The sequence below is a fragment of the Hahella sp. CCB-MM4 genome (assembly GCF_002260525.1).
Classification (GTDB): domain Bacteria; phylum Pseudomonadota; class Gammaproteobacteria; order Pseudomonadales; family Oleiphilaceae; genus Hahella.
This window is the reverse complement of record NZ_MRYI01000023.1, coordinates 71429-93127: the sequence shown is the minus strand read 5'-3', so window position 1 is coordinate 93127 and position 21699 is coordinate 71429. Positions and strand designations below refer to the sequence as shown.

Here is a 21699-nt window from a genome sequence, read left to right as displayed (position 1 = left end):
GCATGATTTTCCACGACCACGGTGAAACCCAGTTTTATCAACTCCTTGACCGAATCGGGACTGGCCGCGACTCGTTTTTCGTGAGGTTTATGTTCCTTGGGGATACCGATTTGCATAATCGCTCCTCATTAAATTCTCTTTATTATCAGTTGGTTATATGTGACGTATTTTCATGTCTTTCAAAATGTGAGATCCAGTTTGCTAAAAAAAAGCCCCTTTCAAATTGACACGATAAAAATGCGTGATTAATATTTCATGGCATGGAAGATATTTCATTGCGATGCAATATATATCACTGAAGTGAAATATTGCAATGGCGATAAGGTGCGTTTTAGAAGACGCAGTATCAGAACCACTTGAAAAAAAATAAGGTGAGTGGAATGAGTAAGTTGTTACGGCTAAACACGAAGGTAAAACGGTTAGTTTGTGCGGTATCGCTATCAATGACGGTCTTGGCAGGAGGCATCCAAACTGCCTCTGCTGAGCCCTTCCGTTGCAAACCAGGGGAAACCTACTACATGAACGTCATGGTCAGTGGGGTGGAATACTGGTTCCCTGTCTATGAAATGATGAAGCAGGCCGCTCAATCCATGGGATGTAAAACGGTATATACCGGTACGCCCGAATATGATGTGAACAAGCAGCTTGCAACTTTTGAGCAGATCCTGGCGAAAAAGCCTGCGGGAATTTTGCTTCATCCGATGAATCCGGATCCCTTCATTGAGCCGATCAATCGAGCTGCCGAAATGGGCATCCCTGTGGTGACCTTCGCAGCGGACTCTCCAAACAGTAATCGTGTTTCTTTTATTACCTCCGACAACTACCAGGAAGGCAGATACGCGGCTGATACGGTCGCCGAGGCCATGGGTGGGAAAGGCGAGTATGCCGTGCTGGAAAACCCCGGCCAGGATAATCACGACAGAAGGGTCTCTGCCTTTATAGAGAGAATGAAAGAAAAATGGCCCAACATGAAGCTGGTATCGCGGGCGGCGAGTAATACGGATGCCACCAAAGCCTATAACGCTCTGATGACTATTGCCCAGGCACACCCGAACCTGGGAGCCGTATTCATGCCGGAAGCGACTTCTGCCCTGGGAGCTGCACAAGCGGCAAAAGAACTCGGCGGCAAAATCCGCGTCATGAATGCGGACGTCAATGCGAAGATTCTCGACATGATCAAATCCGGTGAAGTGTTCGGTGCGGTGAACCCTAATCAGGGCGTTCAGGGGTATATGGGTATGATGCTGCTGTACATGGCTGCACACAGCAACATGATTGACCCAATGAACGACTACAAACGCGCTGGATTCAACCCCATGGGCGTACCTTTCGTCGACAACGGATTTGCAATTATCACCAAAGCTAACGCGGACGATTTCTACTGGGACAAATATCTGTCCAAACGTGGTACCAAAGGAATAAACGAGTAAGGCCTTTGCCGCCGGCTGTTGTCCGGCCGGCGGCTACTGAAATACCCGACAATAAACATAATACATTCAGGAGTTGGCCATGGATGCTTTAAAGCAGACACCGGTCCTAGAAATCAGACATCTTCGCAAGACGTTCGGGAGTACAGTGGCGCTTTCGGATGTGAGCTTTACCCTGATGCCCGGAGAAATCCATGCTCTGGCAGGGGAAAACGGGGCCGGGAAATCTACGTTGATGAAGATCATCGATGGAATTTATCAGCCGGATTCAGGTGAGATTTTCTTTAACGGCAAACCTATGCGGATCTCCGGTCCACTGGAAGCCCAGAAACTGGGAGTAGGGTTTGTGCATCAAGAGATAGCACTGTGTCCGGATGTCAGTGTGGCGGAGAACATTTTAATGGCGAAGGTCAGTGCCTCGAAAAAGTTCTTCGTCAACTTCAAACAAATGTACCAGGAAGCGACAAACGCCATTCGTCAATTGGCAGACATCGACCCGAAAATGAAAGTCGCGGAGCTGAGTATTTCCAACCAGCAATTGGTGGAAATAGCTAAAGCGCTGACATTGGACTGCCGAATTCTGATCCTCGATGAACCCACTGCTGCGCTGACCGACCATGAGGCCCAGGTATTGTTCAAGATCATGCAGAAGCTGAAAGAGCAGGGGATGAGCATCATTTATATCAGTCACCGGATGGCAGAGGTTTTTGAACAATGCGATCGGGTGACCGTGTTCCGCGACGGCGTCTATGTGGTCACGAAAAATATCAAGGAAACCTCACCTGATGAAGTGGTGAATTACCTGGTGGGCCGTGAGCTGACAGATCTGTATCCGGAGAAGTTTGACGGTGATGTAAACCGGAACTCGGTGATGCTTTCAGTGAAAGATATGTCGGACGACCGCTATTTTCGGGACGTGAGTTTTGATGTTCATGAGAAGGAAATCTTTGGGATATCCGGATTGATCGGCTCCGGCAGGTCTGAAGTGGTGAAAGCCATATGCGGCCTGCAAAAAAAACGGCATGGCACGATCGTTTTTGAGGGCCGGACGTTGAATATCAATCACTACCAGGATGGGATTGCAGCGGGTATTGTCTATCTCTCGGAAGATCGCAAGGAAAGTGGTGTTTTCCTGGATCTGTCCATCGCCGCCAACGTCTCGGCACTCAGTCCTGAACAAATTTCCAGATATGGCTTGATCAACCGTCGCATGGAACTCCAGCAAGCGGAAAAACTGACCCGTGAACTCAATCTCAAATCGGCAGGTATGAACGCGCCGGTTTCCTCTTTGAGTGGAGGGAATCAGCAGAAGGTTGCCATTGCCAAAATGCTTTCCATCAATCCCAAGGTCATCATCCTCGACGAGCCTACACGTGGCATCGATGTTGGTGCCAAGTCTGAGATCCACAAAATGATTCGCCGGTTAGCGGAAAACGGTGTGGGAGTGATCGTAATCTCATCCGAGCTACCGGAAATTATCGGTCTGAGTGACCGGGTCATGGTGATGTGTGAGTCCCGTTCGGCAGGAATTCTTGAGGGGGAGGACATTACAGAAGAAAACATTATGCAATTGGCGTCCGGCGTCGCAGCTTCGCGACTGGCTGCTGCCAATGGGTAACCGGGATTTTACGGAGAATAAGATGAGTAATGAAGTGCTGCTAGACAAAGGCTTGGCCAACGAATCGCAAAATCCGCTGTCAAGCCTGCTTTCCCGTACCAAGAATATGCGGGAATTCACCTTGATTCTGATCATTATCGGACTCTTTATTACAATGAGCTTTGCTTCGCCCTATTTCCTGACCTGGGCAAATATGAAGGCAATGCTGTTGTCCTTTTCGACAGAAGGCATCGTGGTAGTGGGCATGACTCTGCTCATTATCGTCGGGGGGATCGATTTGTCCGTGGGTGCGGTCATGTGTCTGGCGATGGTGTTTGCAGCCAAACTATTTGTGTCGGGTATGGACCCCTGGCTGGCCAGCCTGGCTTCCATTGGGCTGTGTGCTTTTATCGGTATGTTGATGGGGCTATGTGTCACCAAGATCGGGTTGCATCACTTTATTGTCACCCTGGCATTCATGGGACTGGCCAGAGGGCTGAGCATGATCATCACCCAGGGGACGCCCATCTCGCTGTTCTCCCTGCCGCCTGAATTCAAATACGTTGGTCAGGGCACATTATTCGGCGTGCCGTTTTCCATCATCATCTTCTTCGTGGTTGTCATCATCAGTGACTATCTGCTCCGCAATGCCACGGCATTCCGAAAAGTGTTTTACACCGGCAGCAACGAAAAGGCCGCGGAATACTCCGGCGTACGTACAGACCGGGTAAAACTGGGAGTGACCGTTCTTTGTTCGGCTCTCTGTGGTCTGGCGGGAATTATCTATATGTCCAAGTTTGGCGCAGCGACCCCAAATTTTGGTGTGGGACTGGAGCTCAACATCATCGCCGCTGCGGTAATTGGTGGCGCAAGCTTCAACGGCGGCCAGGGATCAGTATTTGGCGCCATCCTGGGCATAGCATTGTTGAGCGTGGTTTCAAGCTCGTTGATTCTGCTCGATGTCTCCGTATATTGGCAGGACTTTATTAAAGGCTTGATTCTGCTGGCGGCGGTGGCAATGGATCATCTGTTACACAAAAAGGCCAGCTGATCTTTGGATCGCATTGTGTAAGTTCGATAGTGGTAATCAGGCTAATAAAAAGATCAAAAATATAGTTACAACCTTTTAAGGAAAAGAAACGTGGTAATAAACAGCACACCAAGAAACGTCGATAGGCTTACCCGTAAGGTACTGACCATGTATTACCTGGACAGCATCAGTCAGTCGGAAATCGCGAAAACCCTTTCTCTCTCGCCTGCGAAGGTGAACAGGATTATCCGTAGCGGACGGGAAGAAGGGCTCGTGGAAATCAACCTCAAATTCGATCATGCGGATCTCGTGCAATATGAGCGCAAACTGGTGGAGCAGTCAGGTCTGGCCGACGCCGTGCTTTGCGCGGCACTAAGCAAAGACCCGGAAGTAAACCTGCGCGTTGTGGCGGAGGCTGCCGCTGATCTTCTGCTGGAAAAACTGCGGGACGGGGACGTTATCTGCGTCAGTGGCGGGAAGGCGATGGCAGCGATAATCAGTGCAATTCGCCCCACCCGGAAGTACGACGTAACAGTCGTACCTGCCACAGGTGGGGTACAGGGCAAGTATTACACCGACGTCAATCACCTGGCGTACTCCCTGGCAGAAAAGCTCGGCGGACATTCCCTGAAAATCCATGCGCCTTTGTTCGCAGATACCCAGGAAGACAGAAACGTCCTGATCGAAATGCGTTCCTGCAAGGAAGTCATGGACCTGGCGCGTAACGCGGATATCGCCTTGGTGGGTATCGGTGCCGTCGCCAAAGGTTCGGAGAGTTACTTCGATTTACGAAATCTGTCCGATGAAGAGCGCCATGTCATTCATGAGAACCATTGTGTGGGTGAGATTCTGGCCCACCTCATCAATATCAACGGACATTCCTGCTTCGATAGCCTGAATCAAAAGCTGGTCGGCCTGACCATCGAGGAATTGCAAAAGATACCGGTCCGTATAGGTGTCGCCACTAACATTGAAAAAGTCGACCCGATCGCCGCCGCACTGGCAGGGAAGATGGTCAATACATTGGTGTCGGACGACGTTACTGCGAAATCAGTATTGGAAAAATTGAAGGAAACAGCCTTATGAAAACGAGAGTTCTTGGTTCAACTGACATTAACGCATCAGTGATCGGGCTTGGTACCTGGGCCATGGGTGGCTGGATGTGGGGAGGTACAGACGAACAACAGTCCATAGAAGCCATACGTGAATCAATTAAACAGGGTGTTTCTTTGATTGATACCGCTCCGGCCTATGGTTTGGGGCGTTCAGAGAAACTGGTGGGCGAGGCCATCAAGGGGCAGCGGGAGAAGGTTATCCTCGCGACCAAATGCGGTTTGGTCTGGCATACCAACGAAGGCGGGTATTTCTTTAACGAGGAAGGCAAGGATGTGCACCGGTTTCTGGGAGCTGAATCCATTCGTTACGAGCTGGATCAAAGCCTGGAACGTCTGCAGACGGACTATATCGACCTGTATATCACCCATTGGCAGGATCCTTCCACGCCCATCGAAGAAACCATGTCGACTTTGCTGGAACTGAAGAGGGAAGGAAAAATCCGCGCGATTGGTATCAGTAACGCCACTATTGACGAACTGAAGGAGTACCAGAAATTCGGGCCGGTGGATGCTGTCCAGGAGCGTTACAACATGATCGACCGCGCACTGGAGGCAGAAATTCTGCCGCATACCATTGATACAAAAGTGTCCTGCCTGAGTTATTCGTCGTTAGCTCTTGGGCTTCTGTCTGGAAAGATCACTTCAAATACGCTCTTCAGCGGTGATGACCAGCGTCTGACAGACCCTCTGTTTTCTCCGGAAAACCTGCAGATTGTGCAGGAGTTTTGCCAGGAAGTGGCTCCGTTGGCGAATGATCTGGATATTTCGATTGCACAATTGGTCATCGCGTGGACGTTGGCCCAACCGGGAGTCACCTACGCGTTATGCGGAGCACGTAACGCCCGCCAGGCGTCGGAAAATGCGCGCGCCGGCAATCTGAAGCTCAACGACGAAATTCTGGATTTGATCTCTATGTCGGTCAGCAGACATATCAACCGGATATCCACCAACTCATAGGTTAATGCCAGGGGATCTTATGGAAGACTTAATGCGGCAGCCAAGGGCAATTGAGAGTCTCATTGATGGTGAGGCATTTGACGCCATTATCATCGGTGGTGGTATCAACGGAATTGGAGCCTATCGGGAACTATCCCTGCAAGGGTTGAAAGTATTAATTGTGGAAAAAGATGATTTCTGCAGTAAAGCCAGCTCTGCGTTGTCTCGCATGATCCATGGTGGTTTGCGTTACCTTGAAAATGCTGAGTTTGAACTGGTGCGGGAATCACTGTACGAACGCAACCGGCTGCTGGAGAACGCTCCCCATTATGTCCGTCCTCTGGAAACGAATATTCCGCTTTACTCATGGACAAGTGGTCTGTTTTCCGCAGCGCTCCGGTTTCTCGGCATCAACAATAAGGTAACGGATCGCGGTGCGTTAATTGTCAAACTGGGCCTGAGTCTTTACGACTTCTTTACCCGTAAAGATCAGCAAATGCCGAGACACCGCCTTCAAGGTACTCGTGATACCTTTCAGCGCTGGCCTAGTTATTCGTCTTCGGTGAAATGCAGTGCTGTCTATTACGATGCCTGGATCAGTGCCCCGGAGCGGCTAGCCATTGAGCTGTTGCAGGACGGCGATCAACAGCAGGGTAAATCCCATGCCCTGAACTATACCCTGGTTGAGTCCATCGATGATGACGGAGTGGTTGTAGCAGACACCGAGACGGGGATTCGTCGCCGGTTGCGCAGCCGGGTTATTGTCAATGCCACAGGGGCCTGGGTGGATCACTGTAATCGGGCGGCAGGCATCAACTCAAGATACCTGTCGGGCACCAAGGGTTCTCATATTATCGTCGACCACCCCGAACTGCATCGGGAGCTCAACGGCGCCATGGTTTACTACGAAAACAGTGAAAACCGTGTCTGCATCATGTTTCCCTTTCTTGAAAAGGTATTGATAGGGTCCACGGACATCCCTGTACAGGAACCTGGATCCGCACTCTGCACTGAAGAGGAGGTGGATTACATCCTGGCGTCGGTCAAGACCATATTTCCTTCGATTGAAATCCATAAATCCGATATCTGCTACCGTTTCAGTGGTGTGCGGCCACTGGTGGCCGCCAGCACCGAAACCACCGGGCAGATTCCCCGCAGCCATGCCATCAAGGTCGATCAGATCGGAACATCCGGACCTCGGGTTTACTCATTGATCGGTGGAAAATGGACGACGTTTCGGGCGCTTGCCGAGCAGGTAACAGACCAGATACTGCTGGACATGGACAAGATCCGTATTACGTCCACGAAAACCCGCAAAATTGGTGGGGGCTGCCATTATCCTGAAGATTTTAATCAGCTGAGTCGTTTTCTCACTGAAGTCAGTTTCAAATATTCAGTGCCGGTCAGCAGAGTCGATATTCTTCTGCAGCGATACGGCACCACGTGCCTTGAAATTCTTAACCATATTCGCCAGGCGCCGGATAGTGCATTGGAATATATACCCTCCTACAGTCGACGCGAACTTGGCTACCTGATCCATCGGGAATATGTCCAGACGCCCCTGGACCTCCTGCAAAGACGCACAACCATTGCCATTGAAGGCCTGGTGACTCCCTTAGCCCTGGCAGAAATAACCGGCCTCATGTCGAAGGAGTTGCACTGGGATTATGGCAGAACCCAGGCGGAATACCGGGCGGCGGCTGAATACCTGAACACCCATAACGGCTATCAAATCGATCTGGATCTTCCTGAAACGGATGGTTTAGCCGATGTATTTGGAGATAAACACTATGTATTTAACTAAGAAAGTCCGTATGAATCGCCTGTTCAATCAAGGGCGATGTCTGGATGTGGCCATTGACCATGGTGTCTGTAACGAACCGTCTTTTCTCAACGGTTTGGAGAATATGGAAAAGGTGGTCGGCCAATTGGTGGGGGCCGGCCCGGATGCGATCCAGATGACATACGGGCAGGCTGATCTGCTGCAGAATGTGAACGGCAAGGACAAGCCTGCGCTGGTCATGCGAATAGATCTGGGCAACCCATATAACGCCGAACGTCATCGTGTGATGTGGGCATTGCTGCAGAATGACCAGGATCCGGTGCTGCAAGCGGTGCAGATGGATGCCGCGTGTGTGGTGGTGAATCTGTTCATGCTGCCCGATGAGCCTGATCTGTTCCGTCAATGTATCCAGAATATCAGCAAGGTAAAACTGGACTGCGAGAAGTATGGTATGCCGCTGATGATCGAACCCCTGGTCATGCAGCCGAATAGTGGCAACGGCGGCTATATGGTGGACGGTGACTGCGAGAAGATTGTGACGCTTGCGCGGGTCGCACGGGAACTCGGTGCCGATATTATCAAAGCTGACCCCACTGATAATGCGGCTGATTTCCATAAGGTTGTGGAAGCTTCCCGCTGCCCGGTATTGGTTCGTGGCGGTGGTAAGGAAGACATCGAAAAGGTGTTCGAAAAATCCCGCGCTCTGTTGGATCAGGGAGCTGTAGGCATGGTGTACGGCAGGAATATCTATCAGCATCCGAATCCACACAAGATTGTCCAGGCCTTTATGGCGATGATCCATGATAACGCTACCGTGAGCGATGCTCTGGGTATTTATCACAGCTGAACTAGATGGTCGGAGCAAGAGGTTTGCAATTTATGGCTGAGTACATTCTGGGAATAGATTGCGGGAATACCGCCGTCAAAGCCGCTGTTTTTGACAGGGAAGGCCGACAGTTGGGCAGTAGGGCCACTCGCGTGGAAACCCGCTTTCCCCAGCCGGGACATTCTGAATCGGACATGTACGGTCTTTGGAACAAAACTGTCGGAGTTGTCCAGGGTGTCCTGACGGAGCTTTCAATCCATACGGACCAGATCAAGGCCGTTGGTGTCAGCGGACATGGAAACGGCGCTTATCTGCTTGACCATAAAGACAAACCCTTGCTTGGCATTCAATCACTGGATAACCGGGCCGATGAGCTGATTCAGGAGTTCCAGAAGTCCGATTCCTATCAGCAAATACGGGAACTGAACCGGCAGGGACTGTGGCCGTCACAGACGGCTGCGCTTCTGATGTGGCTAAAACGCCATACGCCGGAAGTGTATTCGAATATCGGCAGAGTGCTGTTTTGCAAGGATTACATCAATTTCTGCCTGACCGGAAAGTGCAGTACCGATTACGGCGATCTGAGCGCATCGGGCCTGTTCGATTTCACTCGAAATGAAGTGAGTCAGCCATTGTTGAAGCTGCTCAATCTGGAGGAGATCACCCATAAGGTGGCACCCCCGGTGCAGTCTGAAGATGTGGTGGGCGTGGTAACCGGGGAGGCGGCGGGTCTTACAGGCCTGAAGCCGGGAACACCGGTGGTGGCCGGGCTTTTCGATGTCATTTCCAGTGCCTTGGGTAGTGGCGTTTGGGACGTGTCGGAGGCCTCGATCATCACTGGAACCTGGAGCATCAATCAGGTGGTGACAAGGGATCTACCCTCAGATGAATTGTTCATGTCCAGTGTGTTTCCCGGAGGGCGATACCTGGCCATGGAAAACAGTGCGACCTCAGCGTCCAATCTGGAATGGTTCGTCCGTGAATTCTTCCAAACCGAGCAACAAGTGGCTGAAACCCTGAATCAAAAGGTATTCGACTACTGTAACGCGATGGTGGAAAAGGTGGATATCACCGAGCAGTTACCGCTGTTCCACCCCTATCTGTACGGATCCAGTGATTCTGCCACAGCAGGGGCCAGTTTCTTTGGCCTGTCAGGATGGCATCGCAAGGCAGACCTCCTGTATGCCGTTTACGAGGGCATTGTGTTTGGGCACTTGGAACACTTGCTCAAACTACGTAAGGCCGGCATCGATGTTGATCTTGCCCGGTTAAGCGGTGGAGGGGCTCGAAGCGCATTCTGGAGCCAGTTGTTTGCAGATGTGCTGGAAATCGACATCTGGGTCAATCGTTGCAATGAATGCGGAACCAAAGGGGCTGCCATGGCGGCAGCAACCGCCGCAGGGTTCTATCCGAATTTCGCCAGGGCCGTGGCGGAGATGAGCGGAGACTATCAGGTTTTCTCTCCGGATCCGAAAAAGCGCGACATTTTGGGACGACGATTTAAACGTTATCAGGTCATCAGCGAATTGATTAACAAGGGGCTCTAAATGGTCAAAAGTATTATTTGGCGAACGGGTTAGTAACCGTTCGGTACCGGACTCCCTAAGGAAAAATTAATCCTGGAAAGATTAAAGGAGCTTCTCATGCGAATGAGAGGTACGGGCACTGCTGTCTCAAATTAACGGTAAATGTACGCATTTTACTCTGTACGAATTTTACTAAAGGAGCGTGAAGCAAGTGACACAGAGAATCATATTACCCAAGTTCCTGGAAACGGGGGCGGGTGCGATTAAGAAAGTGCCGCAACTGGTGCGTGATATTGGTTGCAGCCAGCCGTTGGTGGTTAGTGACGGCGTGATGGCCTCATTAGGCAAAGTCGATGCTTTATGCAAAACGATTCTGGATGACGGGATGACATGCGACCGCTATCTGGACACTGAGCCCGAACCGACAGAAGACTCGATCCTGCCGGCAGTGGAAATGTTTAGTCATGGCGGCTTCGACTGCATCGTGGCGCTGGGTGGCGGAAGTGTGATTGACAGCGCCAAGGCGATTGCGTTGCTGGCCCGCCAGGGTGGGCGGATGCAGGACTTCAAAGTGCCCCATATCGTAAGCGAGGAATCCTATCCGGTGATCGCTTGCCCCACCACGGCCGGTACCGGTTCTGAGGTGACACGAGCCACCATTATTACCGACAGCAAGACAAGTGAAAAAATGCTGTGCATGGGACCAGGTCTTCTGCCGGTTGCCTCGGTCGTTGACTATGAACTCACGCTGACCGCACCCAAAAGAATTACGGCAGACACGGGAATTGATGCATTAACCCATGCCATTGAAGCCTACGTCAGTCGTAAATCCGGCCTTTTTACAGACCGCCTGGCCTTGCTCGCCATGGAGTTAATTGCTCCTAACCTCAGGCAGGCGGTGTACAACCCCGAGAATCTAGACGCGAAGGAAAAAATGATGCTGGGGGCGACCCTGGCGGGCATGGCTTTCTCCAACGCCTCTGTTGCTCTGGTACATGGCATGAGCCGGCCTATAGGTGCTCATTTCCATGTTCCACACGGAATGAGCAACGCCATGCTGTTGCCTCATATCACGGCCTATTCCATCCCCGCCGAGACCGCCAAATACGCGGATTGCGCTCGTGCAATGGGATTGGTGGGACGGGAACGTAGTGATAGTGACGCGGTGAAACTCCTGTTGTTGGAGTTGCAGGAACTTAATCACGAGTTATCAGTGCCATCCCTGGAAAGGTTTGGTATCAGCAAGGCCATGTATTTCGACAATCTGGAACTGATGGCAGAGCAGGCAATTGCGTCCGGCTCACCGGCTAACAATCCCAGAGTTCCAAGCAAAGAAGACATCATCGAACTTTATAAAAAAGTCTGGTACGAGGAAGCCATACTATGATCGGTAATTTTGTAGGAGGAGATTTCCTCCTTTCAAATTCAGAAAATCTAGCTCGCGTTACTAACCCTGCCACCGGTGAGGAACTGGATCAGGTTGTTCTTTCTACTGCAGAGGAAACGGCACAGGCTATTGAAGTGGCCCATCAGGCATTTCAAACCTGGTCGAAGGTCACCCCGTTAAATCGCTCAAGGATACTATTCCGCTTTAAAGCGCTGGTGGAAGAAAATCTGGATACCCTGGCGACGCTGATCACTGTGGAGCACGGCAAGGTGTTTAGCGATGCCAAAGGGGAATTGATTCGCGGCCTGGAAGTGGTTGAATTTGCCTGCGGCATTCCTCACCTGCAGAAAGGTGAACACAGTCGGGATGTGGGCAGCAGAATCGATTCTCACTCCATGATGATGCCTTTGGGCGTGTGTGCCGGCATTACCCCTTTCAACTTTCCAGCCATGGTTCCCATGTGGATGTTCCCACTGGCGCTTGCTACGGGGAATACCTTTGTACTTAAGCCGTCGGAAAAGAATCCCACTCTGTCATTGAAGCTTGCTCAACTGCTTCAGCAAGCGGGGCTGCCTGAAGGTGTGTTCAATGTGGTTCAGGGAGACAAAGAATCTGTCGATGAGATTTTGTTTCACCCTCTGGTGCAAGCCGTCAGCTTTGTGGGGTCCACGCCTATTGCAGAGTATGTCTACAGCACGGGCAGCCACTATGGCAAACGGGTTCAGGCACTGGGAGGCGCCAAGAATCACATGGTGATTATGCCGGATGCCGATCTTGATCAGGTGACCAACGCTCTGATGGGTGCCGCCTATGGATCAGCCGGGGAACGCTGTATGGCTATCTCGGTTGCGGTCGTCGTGGGCGATGAAACGGCCGACCAGGTTGTCAATAAGCTCTCCGCAGCCCTGGACAAATTGAATGTCGGCCCCGGCTATGATGAGCAGCCTGAAAATGACATGGGCCCACTGGTCACGGGAGAACACCGGGACCGGGTCGCTTCCTATATCCAAAGCGGTGTAGAGGAGGGGGCGCATCTCATTATCGATGGCCGGGACCATCCCCTGGCGTACACCTCCAATGGATTCTTTCTCGGAGGAACCCTGTTTGACCAGGTGACGTCGGACATGAAGATCTACAAGGAGGAAATATTCGGACCTGTTTTGTGCGTGGTACGGGTCAGCAGTCTTCAGGAAGCGATCGATCTGGTCAATGCACACGAATTCGGTAACGGGACTTCCATCTTTACCCGTGATGGAGCCTGTAGCCGCGAATATACCGACCAGATCCAGGTCGGCATGGTAGGAGTGAATATCCCCATTCCAGTGCCTATGGCGTTTCATTGTTTTGGCGGATGGAAACGCTCCCTGTTCGGCCCCTTGCACATGCATGGACCCGACGGCGTGCGCTTCTTTACCCGCATGAAGACAGTGACCACCCGATGGCCGGATGCAGGACGGGTAGCGGCAGACTTTGTCATGCCGACCATGAAGTAAGAACGATCATGAAATAAGAGCGTTCATGAAATAAGAGCGTTCATGAAATAAGAGCAACCATGAAATAAGAATAACCCGGAAAGGAATCACGACCAGCGCTGTTTGAAGGCTGGTGTGCAGGGGTAGGGGCATCTTATCGATGCTCCTGATTCAAACCACAACACTAAAGGGAATCACCCAGGAGGGAAAGTAACATCAAGGATTGACCCAAGCAGGGAGGGTCAACGCTGCCATGGTCTATAGCCAGAACAAAGGGCCATGACAGATGTTTTCACGTTAGCTGTCAGAACAATACTTAACAACAATGACAAGGTGGTGAACAATGAAACTTGCAAGTTACAGCTTGCCGCTCATACCCCCATGGCTAAAACGCTTGAGCCTGGTTTGTACGATGACGGTGAGTTCAACCGGCGCATTATCTGCGCAAGGCCCGGGACTGGGGAATCTGAGTTACAGCCCCGGTGAGGTATTTACCCAGATTTCTCCATCCGTTGACAACGCTGAAGACGGAAGTGATTCGGGGTTCCTACCGCCAGATTACCCCTATAGAAAAGACTACGGCGTTAATGTTGCCACAATGGTCAATGGATATCTGATCGGCATCTTTGCTCCTGATAGTGGTCGTGGACCTGGAGGCTGGATTGCCCTGGATGCTTCAAATCCTCGAAATCTTGAACTCGTGAAACGAGTTTATGAACCAGACAACACCTCCGAATACCGAACCGGCAACGACTTACGTACGGCTGAATTCCGGGAGCCGCATTCAATAGGCCTCGCTGAGAATAATCTGGTGGCAATTCAAACCGGAAGAGGGATAGAAATTTGGGATTGGAGTGATGTGGAGAATCCGGTTCAGGACAGCAGGCTCAGAATCGATAACGTGAATTATGGAGACTACACTCGTGTTTCCTGGCAGCTTTTCTGGCAGGCGCCATATCTTTACGTTAGTCGTGGTCCTGATGGTTTGACGATTGTTGATACGAGCGATGTTCACAACCCCATTGTAGTCAAAACGATACCAAAAAATGAACTGGGCGGTTTCAATATCGGGCCTGTTTTTGCATTGGGGAATGAGCTGTATCTGTCCAGCATGGAAACGACCGATGGCTTCTCCATTCTTGATATCAGTAATCCTGTCAACCCGACGCTGACCAAATCAGTGTCCAGCTTGCCTGATAAGTATTATTCCTCCTGTTGGGACGGCAAAAGAGCGTATTTTGGAGCCCGGTCATACGGTAACCCATTGAGAATCTATGACACTACGACTAACCCAATGGCGCTTGTTAATGAAGACCATAGTGGATTTGTCAATTTATATTGCAATCTTCAGGATGACCGGCTGCTTCTCGGCAACCAGGAAGACATTGCGGTCCTTGATATTGGCGACCTGGATAACATCACCCGATTGGGGACTGGGTCACTTGATGTCCACGACCTTAGCCATTCCGATCACGGTCAGGTTTTCCCAATGGGTAATTTGGTTTGGGTGGGTAACGATCATGGATCAGGCAGCGCTCTGATTGCTCAGCAAACTGAGCCGGATACTTTGCCTCCTCAAGTCCACAGAACAGTACCGGGTAAGAGTGAGGTCAAAGTCCCGCTAAGTTCTCGCATAGGCATCGCATTCTCAGACTCTATCCTGATGGAATCTGTCAACAGCAATACCTTTAAAGTGACACGAAAGGGCGAAACAACTCCCCTGCCAGGTCTTTATAGCGTCAATCTGGGATTTGTACATTTCAGCCCGAAACAAGAACTGGAGCCCAATCAGATTTATGAGGTAACGCTGAATGGGATTCAGGATTTTGCCGGTAATGCTCAGTCGGAGTACTCATTCAGCTTTTCCACTGGTGATGTTACAGAGCACGATATCAGTATTCAGGTACCGCGAACCTCGGCATTGGGACAAACGATCACGCTCAGAGCAAATGCTGCCCCCATCGACGGCGGTACAGTCGAGTACTCCTGGGACTTTGGCGACGGCTCGCCCTTTTCAGAAGGCTCCATTGTCAGCCATACCTATACCAAGCCAGGCCACTGGAATCCAGCAGTGACTGTGCGTGAATCCGGCTTGGAGAGCAGTAAGAGTACTCGTGTAACGATATATCAACCCGCCACACCCACTCGTCCTGTTACTTCATCCACCCTCATTCATGCAGGTTATCGAGTGATTGCAGTGAATGAAGATAACAACTCCGTCAGTGCAATGTCGGCCACCTCGCCTTTTGACAAGGAATGGATAGTTGATGTGGGTGAACGTCCCAGGACGCTGGCAGAAGCTCCTAATGGCGATATCTGGGTGGTGAACCAGGACAGCAGCAGTATCACTATATTGGATCCCGAACAGGGCAGTATTCGGGGGGAGATAGCCTTGCCCCGGGCCTCACAACCTTACGGCATTGTTTTTTCACCTGACCAGACGGCTGCGCTCGTGACTCTGCAGGCCACCGGAGAATTATTGAAACTGGACCCCTCGAGCCACAGAATAATCGACCGGGCGGATGTTGGATTGCATGCTCGTGGAATTGCCGTGGACTACAACTCCGGCTATGCGCTGGTGACCCGCTTTGTTTCTCCACAGGATCACGCTGAGGTAGTGAAGGTGGATATCAATAATATGGGATATGCGGATCCCATTATTTTGGCAAAGGATACCGAGACCTTTGATGGGCCGGATCGTAGTCGAGGTATTCCAAACTATTTGAACTCTGTCACGATAGCTCCTGATGGTCGCACTGCCTGGGTGCCTTCAAACAAAGCGAATGTCGATCGAGGGGCATACAATGAAGATCAAGACTTAACTTTCGAGACAACTGTTAGAGCCATTGTCTCCCAGATAGACCTGCAAACTGGTCTGGAAGTGCGGCAGAAACAGTTGGATTTCGACAATCGGGCGCAGCCTAAGTCAGTGGTTTTCAGCGCGTTGGGTGACTATGTTTACGTGGCAATGGAAGGGCAGAACAGTGTCGAAGTCCGGGATGCCTATACCAACAACCGGGTTAATGAGATTGTTACGGTCGGAGACGCTCCCCGTGGGCTGGTACGTGCGGGGGATTTCCTGTTTGTACATGGCTTCCTGTCACGCACAATCACCGTATTCGATGTCAGCGACCTTGAGCTGGGAGATAGTCAGATAACCCGCTTAAAAGAATTCCCCACCGTGGCTAATGAAAAGCTTAATTCCAGAGTGTTGGCTGGCAAGAAAATCTTCTATAACGCGGTGGATCCACGTATGTCCAGTGATGGTTACCTATCCTGTGCCAGCTGTCATACGGGAGGAGATTCTGACGGCCGGGTTTGGGATTTCACTCAACGCGGGGAAGGTCTGCGTAACAGCATCAGTCTACTTGGGCGTCGGGGAATGGGTAACGGGAACGTTCACTGGACCGCCAACTTCGATGAAATTCAGGATTTCGAGAATGACATCCGATCCGGATTCGGCGGTGTAGGATTTCTCAGTGATGCAGAGTTCAATGAGACTTCTGATCCACTGGGCAATCCCAAAGCCGGTCTTAATAGTGATCTGGATAATCTGGCCTTTTATGTCAGTAGTCTCAATAAGTATCCTCGCAGCCCCTATCGTAACCAAGATGGTTCACTGACATCGGAGGCTCAACGAGGTAAACAACTTTTCAGCTCCAAGGGCTGCCAGAGCTGTCACTCGGGTCCGTTCTATACCGACAATTCATTTCATGACGTAGGTACCATTGAGGCATCTTCCGGTAGTCGGCGTGGTGGCAATTTGGACGCTATCGAAACACCTACCTTGATTGGACTGGCCGGCAGTGCTCCTTATTTCCATAACGGCCAGGCTGAGACATTGGATCAGGTGCTGTTGACCGGTTCTGAACATACGGTCACCGATGCTGTTGATCGAGCTCGCTTGGTCGCTTTCCTGGAACAGATTGAGTACGAAGGCACTGACGTGGAAGTGCCGAGTCCTCCAGCCGGGGCAAGCTATGTGTACCTGAGTGATCTCGATCCGACAGATGATGAAAATGGATACGGACCAATACAGATAAACCATAGCAATGGAGGTAGCGGAGACGAAGGTGCTGGCGGAAATAAGATTCGTATTAATGGAACTGAATACGATAAGGGGCTGGGTGTTCACGCATACTCAAAAATAATCTACGACATTTCCAAAAAAGGATACAACCAGTTCTCCGCCTATGTAGGGGTTGATGATGAAGTAAGTAGCAATGGATCGGTCATATTCAAAGTCTACGTTGATGATGAAACAAATAAGGTGTACGAAAGTACTAATAAGTTAACTGGAAAGGATGGCGCTGAGAAAGTTGAAGTATCTCTCGAGCCTGGTAATTATCAATTAATATTAGTGGTAGAAGACGCCGGTGACGGGAATAGTCACGATCACGCTGATTGGGCCGATGCCAAACTACGTCTGCCGTCGGTTGATGCCGACCAGCCAGGTTTGTATTACGGGACTGTCTCCGGAAACCTCAACAAAACCGCAGCGAATCCTAAAACGGCTATCACTGTCGATTTGAGCGAAACTGAGGATAATATTGCTCAAAATACCACTGAGATCTTCAGCGGTTATATCTATGATGAGGACGGCTATATTTCCTTCAAGGAGCATATGGATGACAAAGTCCTGCTTCTGATTGATGGAAATGAGGTCTTAAACGATGGCAAGTGGAATAGCGAGACATGGAAGGAGAATCTGAAGCTATCTCCCGGCTGGCACCGTTTTGAGTTGCGTATTAGTAATGGTAGTGGCCTAAGTGGCCCTACTTCCGGTATCGGTTTTGCGATGGACCCTGATGGCGGTACTAACTGGATTCATCCGGAAGACCCGGGTGATGGCAGTTTGTTCAGGACGTCAGCTCCCGAAGAAAGGTATGAATATGTCAGTGATCTCCAGGAGGATTCAAGTGTAAACGGCTGGGGACCGATTGAAAAAAATCGTTCCAATGGTGAGAAAATAGAGGGACAAGAGGGCCCCCTGACAATCCGTGGTACTCAATACGAAAAAGGATTAGGTGTACATAGCTACTCAGAAGTGACCTATACCATTGATGCTGGAAAATACAACCAATTCTCTGCCGATATTGGCATTGACGATGAAGTCAAAGGAAGAATATACGGCGAAGGGTCCGTTAAGTTTGAAGTGAGGATAAATGGCAACTCAGTCTATGAGAGTCAAGTGCTCACCGGATTTGACAACCCTGCAAGGATCAGTGTGCCGATCCCGTCTTCAGCCACTGAGGTCAAATTAATCGTGCACGACGGTGGTGATGGTGGGAACTGCGATCACGCTGACTGGGCCAATGCCCGATTCCGATTAACCCCCTAAGGTTTCGTTGCTTTAGCAACGTTTGGTGACCCCGATACTTACCCCCTAAGTATCGGGTGTTCACCCCCTTTTTATCCTTTGCCTATCGGTGGTCATGATCGGCCACTGATTCCGCTCTATTGGCAGTTCTTTAAGATAGAGGACTAAGTGATGATTCCGCAATTTTCAGAGTTTAGCGCACTGAAGGGTCACCCCTGCGAGATCGGTGAGTCGCCGGTGTGTGTTAACGAATCCAGTTTGGTGTGGGTGGATGCCGGCAATGCCCGTATTTACCAATCAGATCTGACTAAGGGAGAAGTGAGAGGGTATCGCATGGATGTGCCTGTCACTGCAATTGCCAGCGCAGGACCCGACGCATGGATTCTGGTGACGAAGGAGGGAATCTTTCGATGTGATGAAAGATTCAGGCAGCTCAAGCTTCTCGGTAACCCGGTCCGTGGACTGCTGGATCTGGTGTTGAATGACGGTGTAGTCAGCCCATGTGGTGACCTTTGGTTTGGCTCCATGAATGAAAGGGAGCTGGAGGCCTCAGATGGTTCCTTGTATCTGATGCTGCACGACAGTTTGAAGATCGTTCAGTTGGACATCGGTTTCTCTGTAACCAATGGTATCGCCTTCAATCGCAAGCTGCGTCGGGCTTATGTGAGCAACATGTTTCAACGCCAGGTCATCGAATACACGTTGGCTCCAGACTTTCGACACATCTTGAAGAGGAGGGTATTGATCACTATTCCGGAGCATAAAGGGATGCCGGATGGGCTCAAGGTCGATAGTTTCGGTTATCTGTATGTCTGCCATTGGGATGCGGGGCTTGTAAGCATATACAACTCCGTCGGCTCATTGCTAAAAGAAGTTCAACTGCCGGTTCGTCATGCCACTCGATGCACCTTCGGAGGACCTGGCTTCAGACAACTCTTTGTCACCACCGGCAACTATGGCATGGACAAGGATGAGCAGTTCCAATCTCCCTGGTCCGGATTAACCCTCTGCGCAGATATCAGCGTGTCGGGCGAGGCCGAAGAAACTTTCAACCTAACGCCTGAACCTTCCTGCGTTTGATCGGGATGTTCGAATGTGCAATGTCGTAATCGATAGTGCAGTGTCGTAATTGGTTGTGCAGTGTCGTAATTAATTGTACCGGGTTTTCCTGAGGTTAATTTCGGTGCTCTAAGTAGAGGTAGATGACCATGTTTAAGTATCTCGTTATATGTTGTGGAATCGCCCTGTTAATGTCAGTAAGAACAGTATGGGCGGGAAATAGCGAAGTTGTTCTGTATACCAATACCAACGGTATGTTCAGCTACAGCACTCGTGGCAATGAATGGGAGCATCGAGCCGAATATGTCACGGGCACAGCCGTACAGATGGTTAAAGATATTTTTCAGGCAGCCAGTGTCAATTACGAACTTAAGCTGCGCAATCTGACAGTCGGGCTTGAACGCGCCAAAGCAAAGGCCAATACCGGCTATCTTGCGGCTAGCAAGGATGCCGAATTATCCAATGATTATCTATGGATCGGGCCGATTGCCCGGGATTACTGGGCGTTTTACGCCAAGCGTGACAGCGATGTGCGCGTAGACAGTTTGAATGACTTGCGTGGATTAAAAATCGGCGGTCATCGCAATTCGCCCGTGACAAAGTTCCTGCAAGAAAAAGGAATAGCGGTGCGGACGGAGAAAGAGGATTACGTAAATCCTTACCGCCTGAACTATGACCTGATTGACATCTGGGCTACGACCCGGGGTAGTTCTTTCAAGTTGGCGTTTGAGTCGGGCTATCCAGAGATCATGGAAGTCTACCGTCTTGATTCCTACATTGAGCTGTACCTGGCTCTTAATAAAAACACCGATAAAAAGGTGGTTAGAAAGCTGACCGATGCCTATCACGAAATGATTTTGCATGGCCGCCGCTGGTACTGATGAATGATGACGAGCGAAGGCTGCATTGCGCGATTTAGGGTGCTGTTCAGCAAAGACGCTCATACGCCTTCAGCTAAACATAGAAGTCGGTTGAACACAGAAGCCGGTTAAACACAGAACCTGGTTAAACATAGGTGCCGGCTGAACACTTAAGTCGGTCTCAGGTAGCGCAATATCCATTGATGAATCATTCGGCATATCACCAGGAGATGCCAGGGCTACCTGCGCCTGTTCTTTGAATAAAAACGAGATGGTTGGAACATGAAAGGTAATAGCAGTTTTATCATTCAGGAAACCAATGTCAAAGGACTGGACACACTAACGGTTGATTGCGGGCAGGATCTGGAACTGCCTTATATCCACTTATTTAATCCTGGTGAGGTCTCTTCGAAAGCTACCGGTTCTTCGAAGGTTGCGGGCTCTTTGAATGTCGAGCGCTCTAATCAATTATCAGGGAATCATTCTTCAGGGCAGCATCATTCAGGCCACCAGATCGATTGGGTGATAAGGGGCCAGGTAACCTTTCTGGTTGACCAAAAGACCGTTCAATTGAGTGCTGGAGAAATGTTGTGGAGTCATATGGGAGAGCGTCCACGCTTGATTGCCGGTGACTCCGCCGCATCGATACTGCGGATCAGTATGCCCCTTTTCTATGCCCTGGAACTTCGGTTATGCAAGGGTTTTGAGCTTGAGCTCTTATTGGGCACGATCTTCCGGTTATCGGTCTCTGATCAATCCGACATTCAAAAACTTCAGCGTCAGATGGCCGACCTGATGGGCGATGATCCGGCGTTGAGGGAGATCGCGGCAGAGGAGTTTCGGCTGTATTTGAGGCGATTGTCCCAATATGGGGAGACGCCCCCTGAAATATCACGAGCCAGGTCGACCAGTGGACGAGCCTGTCATCATGTATACCGAATGCTGTCCTATATCAACGAAAACTACCGTGACGACTTGACGATCGACAAAATCGCGAATCATTTAGGGCTGCATCGAAACTTCACCATGAGTCTCTTCAAGCGGGTCATGGGGATGTCTTTATTGGAATGTATTACCGGTTTGCGGATTCGTTATGCGGAAAAACTGCTGATTAACACCAATGAGGATGTGACCTCAATTGCGTTTGATAGTGGCTTTTCTTCTTTGACGCGATTTTACGAGGTGTTCGGGAAACATTTTGGGGAATCCCCCCAACGCTACCGGAACAGGATGTGGATGCAGAGTAGATAGTGATTCGTCAGCTCAAAAAGCGCTGTTCAAGCAACTCTACCTGAGGGGCTGCCTGTCAGATCGGTCGGTCTTATAAACCGCAGGGGGCACGATGTAGAGCAAAACAGTCA

Annotated in this window: 14 protein-coding genes and 1 pseudogene; 14 read left to right on the top strand and 1 reads right to left on the bottom strand. The window is 50.5% G+C overall.

What is annotated here, in order from left to right; genetic code table 11:
• Positions 1-116: pseudogene (locus tag BTA51_RS26500) on the bottom strand (hypothetical protein); the annotation flags it as partial.
• 264 nt (positions 117-380) lie between these two features.
• Between BTA51_RS26500 and BTA51_RS26495 the strand changes: the two are divergent.
• From BTA51_RS26495 to BTA51_RS26430, 14 genes are all read left to right on the top strand, one after another.
• On the top strand, positions 381-1430 hold the full coding sequence (locus BTA51_RS26495) for a substrate-binding domain-containing protein (RefSeq protein ID WP_210404932.1): 1050 nt from the start codon (positions 381-383) through the stop codon (positions 1428-1430).
• 79 nt (positions 1431-1509) lie between these two features.
• Positions 1510-3045: a sugar ABC transporter ATP-binding protein gene (locus BTA51_RS26490; RefSeq protein ID WP_094712096.1), complete on the top strand. Its 1536-nt coding sequence runs from the start codon at positions 1510-1512 to the stop codon at positions 3043-3045.
• Positions 3046-3067: 22 nt separating this feature from the next.
• Positions 3068-4075 (top strand): ABC transporter permease, encoded by a 1008-nt coding sequence (locus tag BTA51_RS26485; RefSeq protein WP_094712095.1) that lies wholly within the window; start codon positions 3068-3070, stop codon positions 4073-4075.
• 90 nt (positions 4076-4165) lie between these two features.
• Positions 4166-5140 (top strand): sugar-binding transcriptional regulator, encoded by a 975-nt coding sequence (locus BTA51_RS26480; protein WP_210404931.1) that lies wholly within the window; start codon positions 4166-4168, stop codon positions 5138-5140.
• Positions 5137-6126: an aldo/keto reductase gene (locus BTA51_RS26475; RefSeq protein ID WP_094712093.1), complete on the top strand. Its 990-nt coding sequence runs from the start codon at positions 5137-5139 to the stop codon at positions 6124-6126. Before BTA51_RS26480 ends, BTA51_RS26475 begins: the two co-directional genes overlap by 4 nt.
• Positions 6127-6145: 19 nt before the next feature.
• A complete protein-coding gene (locus BTA51_RS26470; RefSeq protein WP_168188304.1) occupies positions 6146-7909 on the top strand; it encodes a glycerol-3-phosphate dehydrogenase/oxidase in 1764 nt (587 codons plus the stop codon).
• Positions 7896-8735 carry a class I fructose-bisphosphate aldolase gene (locus tag BTA51_RS26465; protein ID WP_094712091.1) on the top strand — a complete coding sequence of 280 codons (840 nt, stop codon included), beginning with the start codon at positions 7896-7898 and terminating at the stop codon, positions 8733-8735. The genes BTA51_RS26470 and BTA51_RS26465 overlap by 14 nt, the downstream gene beginning before the upstream one ends.
• A gap of 32 nt (positions 8736-8767) precedes the next feature.
• Positions 8768-10261: an FGGY-family carbohydrate kinase gene (locus tag BTA51_RS26460; protein WP_168188303.1), complete on the top strand. Its 1494-nt coding sequence runs from the start codon at positions 8768-8770 to the stop codon at positions 10259-10261.
• A 190-nt stretch (positions 10262-10451) separates the two neighbouring features.
• Entirely contained in the window at positions 10452-11627 is a 1176-nt protein-coding gene (locus tag BTA51_RS26455; RefSeq protein ID WP_094712089.1) for an iron-containing alcohol dehydrogenase, read from the top strand.
• Entirely contained in the window at positions 11624-13120 is a 1497-nt protein-coding gene (locus BTA51_RS26450) for a CoA-acylating methylmalonate-semialdehyde dehydrogenase (protein WP_094712088.1), read from the top strand. Before BTA51_RS26455 ends, BTA51_RS26450 begins: the two co-directional genes overlap by 4 nt.
• Positions 13121-13442: 322 nt before the next feature.
• A complete protein-coding gene (locus tag BTA51_RS26445) occupies positions 13443-18440 on the top strand; it encodes an NPCBM/NEW2 domain-containing protein (RefSeq protein ID WP_094712087.1) in 4998 nt (1665 codons plus the stop codon).
• A gap of 150 nt (positions 18441-18590) precedes the next feature.
• Positions 18591-19499 carry an SMP-30/gluconolactonase/LRE family protein gene (locus tag BTA51_RS26440; protein WP_094712086.1) on the top strand — a complete coding sequence of 303 codons (909 nt, stop codon included), beginning with the start codon at positions 18591-18593 and terminating at the stop codon, positions 19497-19499.
• A 170-nt stretch (positions 19500-19669) separates the two neighbouring features.
• A complete protein-coding gene (locus BTA51_RS26435) occupies positions 19670-20359 on the top strand; it encodes a hypothetical protein (protein ID WP_094712085.1) in 690 nt (229 codons plus the stop codon).
• A gap of 261 nt (positions 20360-20620) precedes the next feature.
• Positions 20621-21589, top strand: coding sequence for a helix-turn-helix domain-containing protein (locus BTA51_RS26430; protein ID WP_094712084.1), 969 nt, complete (start codon positions 20621-20623; stop codon positions 21587-21589).
• Positions 21590-21699: the final 110 nt, after the last annotated feature.